Consider the following 15,397-nt stretch of genomic DNA (forward strand, 5'->3'; position numbering starts at 1 on the left):
TGGGCGGCGCCGATTCTCGGCCAGACAAGAGAAGAAACTGTGACCGGTCGGCCCCAGAACGATCTACTCCGTCAGCTTGCCCCACGAGATTTCGAGCTTCTCGCACCCTATCTCCAGCCGGTCGAAGTCGAGGCGAGCCACATCCTGCATCACGCCGGTGACGCCGTGGCGGCGGTTCATTTCCCCTGCGGCCCTACGCTTGTCTCGTTCGCCGTTCCGGTCGAGGATGATCGCGAGGTCGAGAGCCTGTTGATCGGACGCGAGGGTGCGGTGGGTATTGCCGCCGGCCGCAATCCGCCACTCGCCTATTCCCGCGTCGTCGTGAAACTGGGCGGCACGCTCGTCCGGCTGCCGCTGCGCGCGCTCGAGCAGGCGCAGCAGAGATCCGCGGCGCTGCAGGAGGTGTTTTCGCGCTATGCCGACTGCCAGTTCGCGCAGTTGCTGCAGACCGCGGCCTGCAACGCTGCGCATTCGATCGAGCAGCGCGCCGCCAAGTGGATCATCTCCGCGCAGGAACGTATCGGCCAGGCCGAGATTCCCCTCACCCACGAGCAGCTCGCCGGCATGCTGGGCGTCTCCCGCTCCTATGCCAGCCGCGTCATCCAGATGTTCAAGGCGAGGCGCATCCTCGCCACCCGCCGCGGCGCCATCCTGATCCTCGACGCGGCGGCGCTCGACGCCAGAGCCTGCCGCTGCAACGACTGGGTCAAGAAGCATTTTGACGAAGTGCTGGGCGCGGCACCCGCCGATGGCTAGCGCACCGGCAGTCTCACGTTAGCGGCGGCGACTGCCGTTTCTGGTGCAGATAGACCGGGCTGAAATCACCGAGCCGCTGCAAGTCGCGCCATTTCAGCACGATCAGCTCGCCCTCGCGCAGGTCCATGGCGCCGCTGCGCCGAAGCTCACCGAGCGTCCGGTTCACGGTTGCGATCGCCATGCCCAGCGTCTCGCCGAGTTGCGCCAGGCTGATCGGCAAGGGGCAGCGATTGCCGCGAACGAGCTGTGCGGCGCGGGCGCGGTAAAACAGCTCGCAGAACAGATGCGCCATGCGCGCCTGCATGGGCCGAGCGCTGTTGTTGGTGATCGCCTCGCGAAAGATCGCGGCATCGAGCAGCGTCTCGCGCCAGACAGCCAGGCCAAAGTTCGGCCGCTGCCGGAACGCGGTGAACAATTCGCGATGCGGGATGAAGGCGACCGAGGCCGGCCCGAGCGCGCTCAATCCGTGATCCATCTGGTCGATGAACAGGCCCTGCGCGTCCGGCAGGTCGCCGGTGAGGTGGAACGCGAGATATTGTCGCCCGCCGCCGGCAAGCAGATGGTAGCGCGCGACCATGCCCGAGACGACCAGCACCGAATGTTCGGGCTCGTCGCCCTGACGGATGAAATCCTCGTTCGGCTCCAAATCGCGCAGCGTGAAGGTGAGCGCGCGAATCTGGGCGAGATCCTCCTCGGCGAGCGCGGTGTGCTCGCACAGGTTCCGGATCAACACGTCGTGGGCTTTATCCATGGTCCGCCAAAAATCACGCCGGTTCTATCAAATGATACATCCGGCTTGGGTTCAGCGGACTAGAACGCGTCTCGGAAGCACAGGTTGCTAATCGATCTGCGACCGATCCGCGTCGCGTTCAACTATCACCCTCGACTGCGAACTTAGCCGTCCTTTCATGAGCCCTACGACGATTCTTCAGCGAATCCGCAACCTGTTCACGTCGGATCCCAACGAGCACTTCGACTGCATCAAAGATGCTTTCTTCAAGGGCACGTTGAGGGAGCCGGTGGGACCGATGTCGGATCAGGAGCTCGCCCGCGCCATCCGCGAGTTCCGTTCGGCGCCGGTCTCCGACTGGAGTCTTGCAAAACTCTCGCGCCGCTTCGCCGAAGCGTCGGTCCCGCGCGACGCCTGAGCAGCACGCAAGGCTCATGCCGCACCCAACGCTCATCACACGTCTGCAGGCCATCGAAGTCCTGTCAGAGGACGAACGCCGACAGATCGCCGCCCTGCCCTCCACGCTGCGGCAGGTCGCCGACGGCGAGATCGTGCTACGCCAGGGCGAGGCCGTCTCGCGCTGCGTCTTCGTCGTCAGCGGCTTCCTGTATCAGGCCCGCATCGTCGGCGACCGCAGCCAGATCCTCGCGTTCCACGTTCCCGGCGACATGCCATGCCTGCACACCCTGCTGGTCTCGCCGATGGATGCGGATCTCGTCGGCCTCGGACCGACCATCGTCGGCACTGTCGCGCACAGCCAGCTCAGGCAGCTTCTCGACGGCTCGAGCCATTTGACGCGCGCGTTCTGGCGCGAGACGCTGATCGATGCGGCGATCTCGCGGCAATGGATCGCGCGCCTCGGCGCGCAGGCGGCCTTGCCCAAGGTCGCGCACCTCATCTGCGAGCTCGCCGCACGGCTGGAGGTCGTCGGCCTCGTCACGGACGGCTGCTTCCAGATGCCGATGACGCAGCGGCACGTCGCAGATGCCTGCGGGCTCTCGATCGTCCACGTCAATCGCACCATCCAGGAGCTGAGACATCGTGGATTGATCGCCTGGGAAGGCAGCGAGATCGAGCTGCTGCATCCTGAGGAGCTGCGCAAGCTCGCCGATTTCACGCCGGACTATCTGACCTGAGCACGGCGGATGAATGCGAGGTCCGGCGCACCATCCTCTCGATCGATCATTGGGCGACGGCGCGGCGCGCGGGATTGGCTATTTCTTCTTGTCGTCTGTCCTGCGTTGTCCGGACACGCCTTTCGTTTCGGGCTGGTTTGCCCGATTGGCATTCATGCCCGTGTCCATCGTCCCTTTCTCCGTGGCACCGTTGGTATTTTCCGGCCTGTCCATGCCGGTCTGCGGAGCCGGACCCTTATTCTGGGCCATGACCGGGCCAGACATGCCTGCAAATGACGTGGCTGCAAATGACATGGCTGCGAATGCGACCGCGGCAATGAGCGCTTTCATGGGCATCTCCATGTAAGGTTGCCGCATCGGGATGGTGCTCCACCAGCTTCCTGGCGAAATTCTCGACCTGATCCTTGATCGGCATGACGTCTCCTCAGCCACAATTCAACGGCGGCGGAGATCATAAGTTTCCCAAGCTGAAAGCATCTTGGCGGCGCTCCGCGCCCCATGGCAAAACCGCAAGATCGGTCGAGCAATTGACGTCCGCGTGCGCTTTAGCTGGTGCTGCCACGGAGAACGGAACGATGACGGCGGCGCTTCAGAACTACCATGCCCGGATGCAGCGGGTGCTGGATCACATCGACCGGCACCTCGACGAGGATCTGGACCTGGATGCGCTGAGCAGCGTCGCAGCCTATTCGAAATATCATTTCCACCGGCAGTTCACGGCGACCTTCGGGCTGTCCGTGCATCGCTATATCCAGCTCGCCCGCATGAAGCGCGCTTCATACCGGCTCGCCTACAGCGAGGCCGAAAGCGTCACTGATATCGCGATGGATGCCGGCTACGACGCACCTGACGCCTTCGCCCGCGCCTTTCGGCAACGGTTCGGCCAATCGCCGTCGTCGTTCCGGAAGTCTCCCGACTGGGAGCCGTGGCTTGCGGCCTTCGGGCCTCTCGACAACGCGAGGAGCAAGTTCATGCAGAAGACCTTCACCAGCGACGACGTGACGATCCGCGATGTGCCGACGATTGCGGTGGCGATCATGGAGCATCGGGGCGACCCGGCGACGCTTCCCGCCACCATCCAGCGATTCATCGCCTGGCGCAAAGCCGCCGGCCTGCACCCACGCAACAGTCCGACCTTCAACGTCTGGCGATCCGAGCGGCGGCCGGCCTCGCTTGGGGACTACAGCGTGGACCTCTGTGTCGGAACCGACCGTCCGATCGAAACGAACGGCGCAGCGATCAAGGCCGGCGAGATCCCCGGTGGACGCTGCGCGGTGCTGCGCATCGTCGGCCACACCGACAATCTGGAGCCGGCCGCGCTCTACCTCTATCGCGACTGGCTGCCGGCCAGCGGCGAGGAAGCCCGCGACTTCCCGATCTACTGCCAGCGGCTGAGCTTCGCCCCCGACGTCGGCGAGCACGAGGCGACCGCGGATTTATTCCTGCCGCTGAATTGAACGTCTGTCCCCGCGTCCACCGTCATTCCGGGATGCGTGCGCAGGCACGCGAGCCCCGGGGTACCGGCTCCCTTGCGCTTTTCGCCGGCGCGCCTTGCTGCTAGACTGCCCCATTATTTTGGGGAATTTTGATGCGCGCGGCGATTTTCAATCGCGTTGTGGGGCTGGCGGCGCTGGCCTTGCTCGTCGTCACTGCGGAGCCGGCGTCGGCGGAGAAGCGCGTCGCGCTGGTGGTCGGCAACTCCGCCTACAAGAACATCACGCCGCTCGACAATCCGTCCAAGGATGCGGGCCTGATGGCGGAGACGCTAGGTGCGCTCGGCTTCACCCTGATCGGCGGACGCGCCCAGCTCGATCTCGACAAGGGCGCGATGGACGTCGCGGTGCAGAGTTTCGGCCGGCAGGTCCAGGGCGCCGACGTCGCGCTGTTCTATTATGCCGGCCACGGCGTGCAGGTAGCCGGCTCCAACTACCTCGTGCCTGTGAGCGCCAATCCGACGCGCGAGGCGGATGTCGACTTCCAGATGACCGACGTCAACCTCGTGCTGCGCCAGATGCAGGGCTCCGGCACGCGGCTCAACCTCGTCATCCTCGATGCCTGCCGCAACAACCCGTTCGGCTCACGCGGCTTGCGATCATCCGATGGCGGCCTCGCGCAGATGCGCGCGCCCGAGGGCACGCTGATCTCCTATGCGACCCAGCCCGGCAACGTCGCCCAGGACGGCGCCGATGGCCACAGCCCTTACACCAAGGCGCTTGCGACGACGATCCGGGTCGCGGGCCTCGACGTGTTCCAGACCTTCAACCAGGTCGGCCTTGCCGTGAAGCGCGCAACCGCGGGCGCGCAGCAGCCCTGGGTGTCGTCGTCGCCGATCGACGGCACGTTTTATTTCGTCGCTCCGACGCAGACCGCCCCGCCGCAGATCGCGGCGATGCAGCCGGATCCCCTGCCCGCGGAGCGTCTGCGCGCCGATCCCGACCGCGTCCCCTTGCGCGATGCCGCGCTGCTCAGCGAGCTCAGCGAGCGGCTCTACGAGCTCAATTTCGATCCTGACACGCCCGACGGCCTGACCCGCGCCATCACGAAATTGCAGCAGCGGATCTCGATGGCGCCGAATGGGGAGCCGACCGAAGGCCTGCTGCTGCGCATGCGCAAGATGGAGGATCTCAAGCCCTGGGGCTCGATCGTCTACGGGCCTGACAGCAGCAAATGGGGGATCTCCTGGAACCACGCCTCGCGGCGCGCCGCGGTGGCGGATGCGCGCGGCAATTGCGCCGGCGCCAAATGCCCGATCGAGCTTTCCTTCTACGGCCGAAGCTGCGGCGCCTTTGCGATCTCCGACAAATCCTGGTCGCTGGTCCAGCGCGAGGGCGTCCAACGCGCGAAGGACGCCGCGCTTGACGAATGCGGCAAGGCTGGCAAAGCTTGCCGCATTATCGGATCCGTCTGTGCCGACGGCTCCGGCCGCTGATGCCTTTTCATTCTGGATTCTTGCTGGATTCTTGCTCATGCCCATTGCCGTCGTCCGCCCCATCGCCATCGCTTTCCTCCTCACCGTCGCCCTCGCTCCGCCTTGCGCCTTCGCCCAGTCCGGCAGCGCCGGGGGCGCGATCGGCAATGACGAGAAGTCGCTGTCCGGCTCGCGCCAGGATCGTTCCTCGGACCGCTCGGCCGAGCCCACGCCGTCGGCGCGCCGGAGCAGGCCGGCTGAAGAGCCGCGCTCGTCGTCGCGGCGCGGCGGCGGCGGAGGTGGCGGAGGTGGCGGCGGTGGCGGCGGTGGCTTTGACGGCGCCTGGGTGGTCACCAGCGTCGGCTGCGGCGGCACCACGTCCGGCGCGGTCGTGGTCTCCTCGGGCAAGGTCATCGGCCAGGGCGTCACCGGCACCGTCAGCCCGAGCGGCGCGGTGAGCACGGTGGGTCAAGGCGACGGCGTGACCTTCACCGGATCGGGACGCCTCGGCTCGCGCAGCGGTTCCGGCACATGGCGTCGCTCCGACGGCTGCGGCGGAACCTGGAGCTCGGCGAAACAGTAGCCGCAAGACGCCCGATTTCGCCGCGGAACAACCGCCCCGCAGGCCCAATTCAAGCCACATCCTCTCCGGATTTGCGGCTCATTGCCACCCAAGTCTTTGATGACAAAGGGCTGGTTAAGAGTTGCGTCATGCGTAACCGGGAGACCAGGATGGGCAACCGCACCGCAAAATTCGTATCCGCGCTGGTCGGCAGCGTCATTGCCGGCTTGCCACTGGCCGCAATGTCGCAGAACGCGCCGAACCCACCGAGCACGGCCAACGCGGCCGCCGACTGTCTCGCCTCGCCAAAGGGCGCAGCGCCGCAGGGACAGCACTGGTACTATCGTCTTGACCGCGCGACCAAGCGGCAGTGCTGGTATTTGCGCGCCGCGGGCGGCAAGGACAACGCGAAGGCTGCGCAGACCGCCGAGGCCGCAGCCGACGCGCCACCGGATTTATCAGCACCGCCGCCGCAGACCGTGCAGGACGCGCGTGCCGAATATGCGGGGCCGCGTGCGGCCCCCAAGGCGCCGGACGCGTTTGCGCCGGCCACACAGACCTCCCCGCCGCCGACACAACAACCGGGGAACCAGGCTGCTGATGGCAGCGCGCAGCAAGCTCCCGTCGCCACTCCGTGGCCCGATGTCTCGGCAGCCTCCACCACGCCAGAGCCCCAGCCGGCAAATGCCATGGGGGCAGCAGCTGCGCAGTCGAAAGCAAAGCCGTCAAAATCCCCTGCTCTGCTCCCGCCCGCTGCAACAGACAGCACGACCGACAAGCCCAGCGGCTCGGTCCAGATGCTGTTGCTCGTGATCGGCGGCGCGCTGGCACTCGCGGGAATCCTCGCCAGCCTGATCTACCGCTTCGCCGGCGGACGCGTCCGCGTCCAGGCCGCCGACCGTCGCGGGCATTGGGACGAATGGACACCGCAAGATCATGACGGAAGCCGCGCGCCCTGGGTCGGTGCGACGCCAGCCGTCACGCCGCGTACGCAGCCGCGCCCGGTCGATTTCGACGAAGCACGGCCACCGCAGACCGCGCAACTCGCCGCCTTCACCAAGGAGATCGGCCGGATCGCCGCCCAATCCGCTTCCCTTCGCAACAAGGCCGCAGCGCTCGACAAGACCGACATCTTCAACGGCGCGTTCGAGATCGAGGCGGCGCCGCCGCGGCTCGCGGCCAAGGAGACCGACGACAAAAAGCCCGCTGCCCGCGACGCGCTCGATCATGATGAAGACGTGCAGGCCGAGGAGGCCGTCGACGTCGACGTGATCACCGCAATGCTGGAACGGCTGGCGAAGCAAGGGCCGCGGCTGCCGCAGCCTAGCCCTGAAGCTGCCCTTGCAAACCTCGCACGAAACCAACGAGGCCAATCCGCCGCTCGCGCTTGAGGCGCTCGGCCTTCAGGATCGACTGCACCTCAGCGAAGGCCTCATCAACATTGTGGTTGATGACGATGTAGTCGTACTCGGCCCAGTGGCTCATCTCGTGGCTGGCGCGGCTCATGCGCTTGCGGATCACCTCGTCGGAATCCTGCGCGCGCGAATGCAGCCGCTTCTCGAGATCGGCCGCCGAGGGCGGCAGGATGAAGACGCGAACGACGTCGATGCTTGCTTTCTGGTGCAGTTGCTGCGTGCCCTGCCAGTCGATGTCGAACAGCACGTCCTGCCCGGCCGATAGTGCCGCTTCAACGGGCGCACGGGGCGTCCCGTAAAGATTGTCGAAGACGGTGGCCCATTCGAGCAGCTCGTCCTGTTCCACCATCGTCTCGAACTTGGGCTTGCTGACGAAGAAATAGTCCCGCCCCTCGACCTCGCCCGGCCGCATCTGCCGCGTCGTCGCCGATACCGACATCTTCAAGCCCGGCTCGCGCTCGAGCAACATCCGCGACAGCGTGGTCTTGCCCGCGCCCGAGGGCGAGGACAGCACGAACATCAAGCCGCGCCGTTCGACACCGTCAGTTCCGTGACCGCCTGATGTCATCGATCACTCCAGATTCTGGACCTGCTCGCGGAACTGCTCGACCACGTTCTTCATGGCGAGCCCCGTATTGGTCTGCTCGATGTCGTTCGACTTCGAGCAGCAGGTGTTGACCTCGCGGTGAAACTCCTGCGCCAGGAAGTCGAGCTTGCGGCCGACCGGACCGCCCTTGCCGATCAACTCACGCGCCTGCGCGATGTGGGATGCGATGCGGTCGAGCTCCTCGCGGATGTCGGCCTTGGTGGCGATCAGGATCGCCTCCTGCATCAGACGGTCGGCGTCGAAGCGATCGGAGGTGTCAAGCAGCGCGGCGATCTGCTCGGCAAGCCGTGCCTTGATCGCCTCAGGCTTCCGCCCGGGCGCGCCTTCCGCCTTCTTCGCCAATTGCTCGATCTCGTCGACCCGCTGGGTCAGGATCTGCCCCAGCGAAGTACCTTCGCGCTTGCGCATCGCGACGAGCTCATCGAGCGCCTTGTCGAAGGCCTCGGCGGCGGCAGCGCGCGCGGCCTTGTCCTCTTCCTCGTCGCCCTCGGGCTCGGCGACCTCGACGACCCCCTTGATCGCAAGCAGGCCGTCGATGCTCGGGGCCACCGCGTCGACCTTGCCGGCGATCACAGCCGCCGCCTTCAGGACGGCGTTGAGCACGTCCTCGTTGACGCGCACGGAAGCTGCGGCGTTGGCACGCTTGACGGTGAGATTGGCGTAGACTGTGCCGCGCGACAAAAGCTCGCCGGCGCGCTTCTTGGCGTGCGCCTCGAGCTCGTCGAAGCCCTGCGGCAGCCGCACCCTGAGATCAAAGCCCTTGGCGTTGACCGACTTCAATTCCCATTCGAACGTGTACGGCCCGCTTGCGCCGTGGCTTCGAGCAAAGCCGGTCATGGACGACAGCGCCATCAGGTCAATTTCTCCAGAAACGCGGGATTCGCGGGGGCATCAAGCCACGCGAATCTTAAGACTATTTTGCAGGAAAGTGGAATCCGCAAAGTCCGCAGGCAGATCTGCAACGCGCCTAGCGCTGGACCACCGGCGGCGAGGATTGCACCGCGCCCTGCCGCGCCGGCGGCGGAGCTGCGGGGCGCGCCGCGGGCGGCTTTTTCTGCTGATTGGGCCGCGCCGGCGTGGTCGCCGTCGGCGTATCGACGGTCCCGGGCGCGGCGGCAGCGGGCGGCGCCGCGTCCTCGGCCGGCTCGACCGTATCGTTCTGGATCTGCTTTTCCATCGCGCGCAGCTTGGCGACGTTCTTCTGGTGCGCGTCGTAGGTCTCGGTGAAGGCGTGCCCGCCGGTGCCGTCGGCGACGAAATAGAGGTCGCGGGTGCGGGCCGGATTGGCGGCGGCCTCCAGCGAGGCGCGGCCGGGGTTGGAGATCGGGCCCGGCGGCAGGCCCTCGATCACATAGGTGTTGTAGGGCGAAGGCTGCGTGATCTCGCTGCGCTTGATCGGGCGGCCCAGCGTGCCCTTGCCGCCGACGAGGCCATAGATGATGGTCGGATCGGACTGCAGCTTGATGCGCTGCTTCAGGCGATTGACGAACACCGCGGCGACGCGGCTGCGCTCGTCGGGCTTGCCGGTCTCCTTCTCCACGATCGAGGCCAGCGTCACCAGCTGCTCCGGCGACTTGACCGGAATGTCCTGATTGCGACGCTCCCAGATCTCGGCGAGCACACGTTTGTGCGCCTGCTGCATGCGCTGGACCACCTGCTCGCGCGGGGTACCGCGCGGGAATTTGTAGGTCTCCGGCAGCAGCGTGCCTTCGCGCGGCAACTCGCGCACGCTGCCGGTGAAGATGTCGTTGTCGGACAAACGCGCCACGATCTGCTCGGAGGTCAGACCTTCCGGAATGGTGACGGCATGCTGCACCACCTTGCCTTCGACGATGGTGGCGATGACGTCGCGGAGCGAAGCGTTCTTCTGGAACGCATATTCACCCGGCTTGAGGTCCGAGCTTGCCTTCAGCGCGGCGACGCTGGCGATGAACACCCAGGGATTGACGTCGGTCACGCCTTCCCGGTTCAGTGTCTCGGCGATGTCGCGCTTGCCCGCGCGCTGCGGGATGTTGACGATCTTGTCGTCCTTCAGCGGCCCAGGCGATTCCAGCACCTGCCGGCCGTAATAATAGACGCCGCCGGCGCCGAGCATGGCGATCAGCAGAAGGGTGATGATGGCGTTGCCGACGACCACGAAGGGATTGCGCGCACGGTCCGATCGCTTCGGCGGCGGTGGGAGCTGTTCAGGCTCGAGCGCTGCCCGCGGACTCCGGGGCGAAATGGGCGGCCTTTCACTCATCGAAACAACCTGAATCCTGCCGGTTCAATAGCGGCTCGGCAATCGCCTGCCGCGCCAAATGCACGCCCACGTCCATGACTATCGCCGAATACGGCAAAACGGTGGATTCGTCTCAAACTCAAGCTAACTGGCCAAACGCCGGACGATCACCGACGCATTGGTACCGCCAAAACCAAACGAGTTCGACAAGGCGACATTGACCTCACGCTTCTTGGCCGTGTGCGGCACGAGGTCGATTGCGGTCTCCACCGACGGATTGTCGAGGTTGATCGTCGGCGGCACGACATTATCGCGAATCGCGAGAATGGCGAAGATCGCTTCGATCGCACCGGCCGCGCCGAGCAGATGACCCGTCGACGATTTGGTCGACGACATCGCGACCTTGGAGGCGGCATTGCCGAGCAGGCGCTCGACGGCACCGAGCTCGATCTCGTCGCCGAGCGGTGTCGAGGTGCCGTGCGCGTTGATGTAGTCGAGATCGGATGCCGTCAGGCCGGCGCGCCGGAGCGCGGCCGACATGCTGCGGAAGCCGCCATCGCCATCGGGCGACGGCGACGTAATGTGATAGGCGTCACCCGACAGACCGTAGCCGATCACCTCGGCGTAGATCTTCGCGCCGCGGCGCCGGGCGTGATCGAGCTCTTCCAGCACGAGGACGCCGGCGCCCTCGCCCATGACAAAACCGTCGCGGTCCTTGTCGTAGGGACGCGAGGCCTTCTCGGGCGTCTCATTGAAGCCGGTCGAGAGCGCGCGCGCGGCGTTGAAGCCGGCGATACCGATGCGGCTGATCGGCGACTCGGCGCCGCCTGCGACCATCACGTCGGCGTCCCCCAGCGCGATCAGGCGGGCGGCATCGCCGACCGCATGCGCGCCGGTCGAGCAGGCCGTGACCACCGAATGGTTTGGGCCCTTCAGCCCGTGCTTGATCGACACATATCCGGAGGCGAGATTGATCAGGCGGCCCGGAATGAAGAACGGCGATACCTTGCGGGGTCCCCGTTCCTTCAGGAGCAGCGCGGTCTCGGCAATGCCGCTAAGGCCGCCGATGCCGGAACCGATCATGGTGCCGGTCGCGCACTTGTCCTCCTCGGTCTCGGGATGCCAGTTGGCGTCGTCGAGCGCCTGGCCGGCTGCGGCCATGCCGAAGATGATGAAGTCGTCGACCTTGCGCTGGTCCTTCGGCTCCATCCACTTGTCGGGATTGAAGGTGCCGTTGCTGCCGTCGCCGCGCACGACGGTGCAGGCGTATTTTGTCTGAAGATCGGAGACATCGAAGCTCTCGATCGGGCGCGCGCCGCTTTCGCCGTTGAGGATGCGTTTCCAGGTCGGTTCGACGCCGCAGCCGAGCGGCGACACCATGCCGAGACCAGTGACGACAACCCGCCTCATGTCAGAAAACTCCGCATCGAAAGATTCACGGCCAATAACAAGAAACCGGCTGACCGCTGCGAAGCGGCCCGTCCGGTTTCAATGTTGTCCCCGCGAAAATGAAGAGCCTTAGCTCTTCGCGTTCTTCTCGAGAAACTTCGTGGCATCGCCGACGGTGAGAATCGTTTCCGCGGCGTCGTCCGGAATCTCGCAACCGAATTCCTCTTCGAACGCCATCACCAGTTCGACGGTGTCCAGACTGTCGGCGCCGAGGTCGTCGATGAAGCTCGCAGCGTCGACAACCTTCTCGGGTTCAACACCAAGGTGTTCGACCACGATCTTCTTAACCCGCTCGCCAATGTCACTCATTGCATAACCTCGTGTTGTTCCCTGTAGACCCGACCCCCCGGGACGATACGAGCCGTCGTGGTCGTGTTACTTGCCTTCGCTTACGAACTTGATTTGGCCCCATCCTAACCGATACAGGGCCCGGCGAACGACGGCCAAGGCTCCGCATCGCCAATATACAGGGTTTCAAAAACCTGCAATGGCGTTCTTTGCCCATCCGTTGAAGGTCCGGTTATCACACTTCAATTGCCTTGACTACAAGCCTCATTTCGCTCCGGAAACGGCCGTTTGCCACATCCGCGCCGCCGATCTGGGCGGTGCGGAACGAGGGCTTCAGATCATGGCCATGCCGCCGTTGACGTGGATGGTCTGGCCGGTGACGTAGGCTGCTTCGTTCGAACTCAGGTACACGGCGGCCGCGGCGATGTCCTCGGGCGTTCCCAGACGGGCGGCCGGAACCTTGGTCAGAATCGTTTCGCGCTGCTTGTCGTTGAGCGCGTCGGTCATCGGCGTCTTGATGAAGCCGGGCGCGATGCAGTTCGCGGTCACGCCGCGCTTGGCGTATTCGGCCCCGAGCGTCTTGATCATGCCGATCAGGCCCGCCTTCGAGGCGGTGTAGTTGCCTTGTCCGGGATTGCCGGTGACACCGACCACCGAGGTGATGGCGATGATGCGGCCGAAGCGCTTGCGCATCATCAGCTTGGTCGCGGCGCGCGCGAGGCGGAAGGTCGCGGTCAGATTGACGTTGATGACCTCCTCCCAATCCTCGTCGCGGAGCTGCACGAAGAGATTGTCGCGCGTGATGCCGGCATTGGCGATGAGGATGTCGACCTGGCCCATCGCGGCTTCCGCAGCCGGCACCAGCGCCTCGACCTCGTCGGCCTTGGAGAGATTGCAGGGCAGCACGTGGGTGCGCTCGCCGAGCTTGCCGGCAAGCTCATCCAGCACTTCCTTGCGTGTCCCTGAGATCGCGACGGTGGCGCCCTGCGCGTGCAGCGCCTGCGCGATCGCGCCGCCGATGCCGCCGGTGGCGCCGGTGACGAGCGCCTTTTTGCCAGTCAGATCGAACATCGATAACTCCTCCAATGCACGATCCGGAAAAGTGTGCAGCGGTTTTCCGGAATGATCGTGCGTAAACTCAAGCCTGCTTCGCGGCGGCCAATGCATCCTTGGCGGCGGCAATGTCGTTGGGGCCGCCGACCGCAACGCCGACGGCACCGTCTGCGATGCGCTTGACGAGACCGGTCAGCACCTTGCCGGCGCCGATCTCGAAGAAGCGGGTGACGCCCTGTCCTGCCATATAGGCAACCGACTCGCGCCAACGCACCGTGCCCGTGACCTGCTCGACCAGGCGGCGGCGGATCTCGTCGGGGTCGGTGATTGCGCTCGCCAGCACGTTGGACACCAGCGGGGCGGCCGGCGCCTTGATCGTGACCTTCGAGAGCGCCTCCGCCATGGCGTCGGCGGCGGGCTGCATCAGCCTGCAATGGAACGGTGCGGACACCGGCAGCAGCATCGCGCGCTTGGCACCCTTGGTCTTGGCGATCTCGACGGCGCGATCAACCGCGGCCTTGTCGCCCGAGACGACCACCTGCCCGCCGCCATTGTCGTTGGCGGCCTGGCAGACCTGCCCCTGGGCCGCCTCATTGGCGACCTCCATGGCGGCCTCGTAGTCGAGACCGAGCAGCGCGGCCATTGCGCCGGCGCCGACCGGGACAGCCTTTTGCATTGCGAGACCGCGGGTGCGAAGCAGACGGGCGGTATCGGAAAGCGTCAGGCTGCCCGCCGCAGCCAGTGCCGAATATTCACCGAGCGAATGACCGGCGACGAAGGCCGCGTCTCGTCCCACGGAAACTCCGGCCTCGGCCTCTAGCACGCGCAGGGTGGCGACAGAGACCGCCATCAGCGCCGGCTGGGCGTTTTCGGTGAGCTGGAGGGTTTCGGCCGGACCATCCCAGATGATCGCCGTCAGCTTCTCGGACAGCGCGGCATCGACCTCGTCGAACACGGCGCGCGCCACCGGAAAGGCGTCAGCCAGGGCCTTGCCCATGCCAACCGCCTGGGACCCCTGCCCCGGAAATGTGAATGCTGCCGTCATCGGCGCTCCCTGCTTGTCGGGCACGATCCCTCGTAAGAACCAGCAGCCGATTACGCGCGGCCTTGATATCTGGTTCCCTGGCCATAGCTCCCTCGGCCATGGTTCCGGATCACGCTCCAAAGGGGGCCGTAGACACTGTCCGGGGCCGGACTGTCAAGCCGAGATGGGAACCCGCCCCGGCATTCAACTGGGGATCGCCGGTCAAAACCCGCCGGCGGTCTGGTTGGCATCGACCTTCGCCCCCGCCTGGGCACGGCGCGCGCTGTTCACCAGCTGCCCCGGCCGGTCGTCCCCGTCAGGCTTCGCCGTCGCCAGCCACAGCACGGCGGCATAGCCCGGCTGCACCTCCATGCGGTCCGCATGCCGGCTTGCGCTCAGCAGCCGGTGCACCTTCGGCAGATTGTAGCAGGGCACATAGAACAGCAGATGATGCTCGAGGTGATAGTTCACGTAGTACGGCGCGATGAACAGGCGCTCGAGAACATTGGCATGCGTGGTGCGGGTGTTGCGCAAGGGATCGCGGCTGTCGGGGACGACGGCGTGCTCGGCGATGTTGCGAATGCGGGTGATGACCATCATCCAGGTCAACAGCGGCACCAGCCAGAGCAGCGGATAGGCCCACCACACGCCGGCCGCCACGCACGCGGCGAACATCGCGGCATTGACGATGCATTGCGGACCGAGCTTGTCCCAGAAATGCGAAAGGCGCTGACGCCACGGCCAGTCCTTCGCACCGAGCGCGTTGAGCAGTTGCGCCTTGCGCTGCTGGTAGCCGGTCTGTCCGGTGATGTCGCGAATGAACTTGCGACGATAGCTCAGCTTCGTGATCGGAAACGGCGCCGACAGAACGAGGTCGGGATCATCCTCCTGCTGGGTGCGCGCATGATGCTGCAGGTGGTAGCGCCGGTAGCTGCGCGTCTCCGCGAACAGCGGATAGGCGCAGAACCACTGGCTCAGGGTCAGATTGGTTTTCTCGTCCGCGGACAGGCAGCCATGTGCGCCGTCATGCATCAGGATCGCAAGACCGAGCTGGCGCGAGCCGATGATGGCGACGGCGAGAACATAGGTGACGGGATTTGGCCACCAGGCGACCAGCGCAACCGCCCCAACGATCAGCGCCCAGGCGTGCGCGATCAGCGCAACGCCTTTCCAGGTCACGCGCTGGCGCACGTCGGCGAGCTGGTCGTCGGTCAGGAAATCGCGGGCACGCATGCGAAGCGCGGTCAT

General features: G+C 65.6%; 17 protein-coding genes. 7 read left to right on the forward strand and 10 right to left on the reverse strand.

Features of this window, described 5'->3' with window-relative positions; translation table 11 throughout:
- Nucleotides 1–39 precede the first annotated feature (39 nt).
- Nucleotides 40–756, forward strand: coding sequence for a Crp/Fnr family transcriptional regulator (locus AC0WRY_RS19700; protein ID WP_194402456.1), 717 nt, complete (start codon nt 40–42; stop codon nt 754–756).
- A 13-nt stretch (nt 757–769) separates the two neighbouring features.
- Here the strand turns inward: AC0WRY_RS19700 and AC0WRY_RS19705 are convergent, their stop codons facing one another.
- A complete protein-coding gene (locus AC0WRY_RS19705; RefSeq protein WP_194402457.1) occupies nt 770–1,507 on the reverse strand; it encodes a Crp/Fnr family transcriptional regulator in 738 nt (245 codons plus the stop codon).
- Nucleotides 1,508–1,664: 157 nt separating this feature from the next.
- On the opposite strand from AC0WRY_RS19705, the gene AC0WRY_RS19710 reads away from it, so the two are divergent.
- Both AC0WRY_RS19710 and AC0WRY_RS19715 read left to right on the forward strand, forming a co-directional pair.
- Nucleotides 1,665–1,904: a hypothetical protein gene (locus AC0WRY_RS19710; RefSeq protein ID WP_491120551.1), complete on the forward strand. Its 240-nt coding sequence runs from the start codon at nt 1,665–1,667 to the stop codon at nt 1,902–1,904.
- Nucleotides 1,905–1,920: 16 nt separating this feature from the next.
- Nucleotides 1,921–2,622, forward strand: coding sequence for a Crp/Fnr family transcriptional regulator (locus AC0WRY_RS19715; RefSeq protein ID WP_194402459.1), 702 nt, complete (start codon nt 1,921–1,923; stop codon nt 2,620–2,622).
- A gap of 78 nt (nt 2,623–2,700) precedes the next feature.
- Here AC0WRY_RS19715 and AC0WRY_RS19720 read toward each other — a convergent pair whose 3' ends face one another.
- On the reverse strand, nt 2,701–2,952 hold the full coding sequence (locus tag AC0WRY_RS19720; protein ID WP_491120554.1) for a hypothetical protein: 252 nt from the start codon (nt 2,950–2,952) through the stop codon (nt 2,701–2,703).
- 245 nt (nt 2,953–3,197) lie between these two features.
- Here AC0WRY_RS19720 and AC0WRY_RS19725 point away from each other — a divergent pair, with 245 nt between their 5' ends.
- The 4 genes from AC0WRY_RS19725 (at nt 3,198) to AC0WRY_RS19740 (ending at nt 7,483) form a co-directional block, all read left to right on the forward strand.
- Nucleotides 3,198–4,079 (forward strand): AraC family transcriptional regulator, encoded by an 882-nt coding sequence (locus AC0WRY_RS19725; protein ID WP_491120556.1) that lies wholly within the window; start codon nt 3,198–3,200, stop codon nt 4,077–4,079.
- 131 nt (nt 4,080–4,210) lie between these two features.
- A complete protein-coding gene (locus tag AC0WRY_RS19730; protein ID WP_194402462.1) occupies nt 4,211–5,551 on the forward strand; it encodes a caspase family protein in 1,341 nt (446 codons plus the stop codon).
- A gap of 37 nt (nt 5,552–5,588) precedes the next feature.
- Entirely contained in the window at nt 5,589–6,113 is a 525-nt protein-coding gene (locus tag AC0WRY_RS19735) for a hypothetical protein (protein ID WP_491120558.1), read from the forward strand.
- A gap of 128 nt (nt 6,114–6,241) precedes the next feature.
- Complete coding sequence (locus AC0WRY_RS19740; RefSeq protein WP_491120560.1) at nt 6,242–7,483, forward strand: hypothetical protein; 1,242 nt, start codon at nt 6,242–6,244, stop codon at nt 7,481–7,483.
- Here AC0WRY_RS19740 and gmk read toward each other — a convergent pair.
- The 8 genes from gmk to AC0WRY_RS19780 all read right to left on the reverse strand — a co-directional run bounded on the left by gmk (nt 7,416) and on the right by AC0WRY_RS19780 (nt 15,397).
- Nucleotides 7,416–8,075 carry a guanylate kinase gene (gene gmk / locus AC0WRY_RS19745; protein ID WP_194402464.1) on the reverse strand — a complete coding sequence of 220 codons (660 nt, stop codon included), beginning with the start codon at nt 8,073–8,075 and terminating at the stop codon, nt 7,416–7,418. The two genes, AC0WRY_RS19740 and gmk, sit on opposite strands and share 68 nt — an antisense overlap.
- A 3-nt stretch (nt 8,076–8,078) precedes the next feature.
- Nucleotides 8,079–8,966, reverse strand: coding sequence for a YicC/YloC family endoribonuclease (locus AC0WRY_RS19750; RefSeq protein ID WP_491120562.1), 888 nt, complete (start codon nt 8,964–8,966; stop codon nt 8,079–8,081).
- Between the two features lie 115 nt (nt 8,967–9,081).
- Nucleotides 9,082–10,356, reverse strand: coding sequence for an endolytic transglycosylase MltG (gene mltG / locus AC0WRY_RS19755; protein ID WP_194402466.1), 1,275 nt, complete (start codon nt 10,354–10,356; stop codon nt 9,082–9,084).
- Between the two features lie 123 nt (nt 10,357–10,479).
- Entirely contained in the window at nt 10,480–11,745 is a 1,266-nt protein-coding gene (fabF, locus tag AC0WRY_RS19760) for a beta-ketoacyl-ACP synthase II (protein WP_212066089.1), read from the reverse strand.
- A gap of 108 nt (nt 11,746–11,853) precedes the next feature.
- Nucleotides 11,854–12,093: an acyl carrier protein gene (locus AC0WRY_RS19765; protein WP_008130699.1), complete on the reverse strand. Its 240-nt coding sequence runs from the start codon at nt 12,091–12,093 to the stop codon at nt 11,854–11,856.
- A gap of 312 nt (nt 12,094–12,405) precedes the next feature.
- Entirely contained in the window at nt 12,406–13,143 is a 738-nt protein-coding gene (fabG, locus tag AC0WRY_RS19770; RefSeq protein ID WP_027557576.1) for a 3-oxoacyl-[acyl-carrier-protein] reductase, read from the reverse strand.
- A gap of 67 nt (nt 13,144–13,210) precedes the next feature.
- Entirely contained in the window at nt 13,211–14,170 is a 960-nt protein-coding gene (gene fabD / locus AC0WRY_RS19775) for an ACP S-malonyltransferase (RefSeq protein WP_194402468.1), read from the reverse strand.
- A gap of 201 nt (nt 14,171–14,371) precedes the next feature.
- The gene (locus AC0WRY_RS19780; RefSeq protein ID WP_194402469.1) at nt 14,372–15,397 is read right to left on the reverse strand and encodes a fatty acid desaturase family protein; all 1,026 of its coding nucleotides are present in this window, start codon (nt 15,395–15,397) and stop codon (nt 14,372–14,374) included.

The sequence above is a fragment of the Bradyrhizobium sp. T-12 genome, assembly GCF_058314695.1.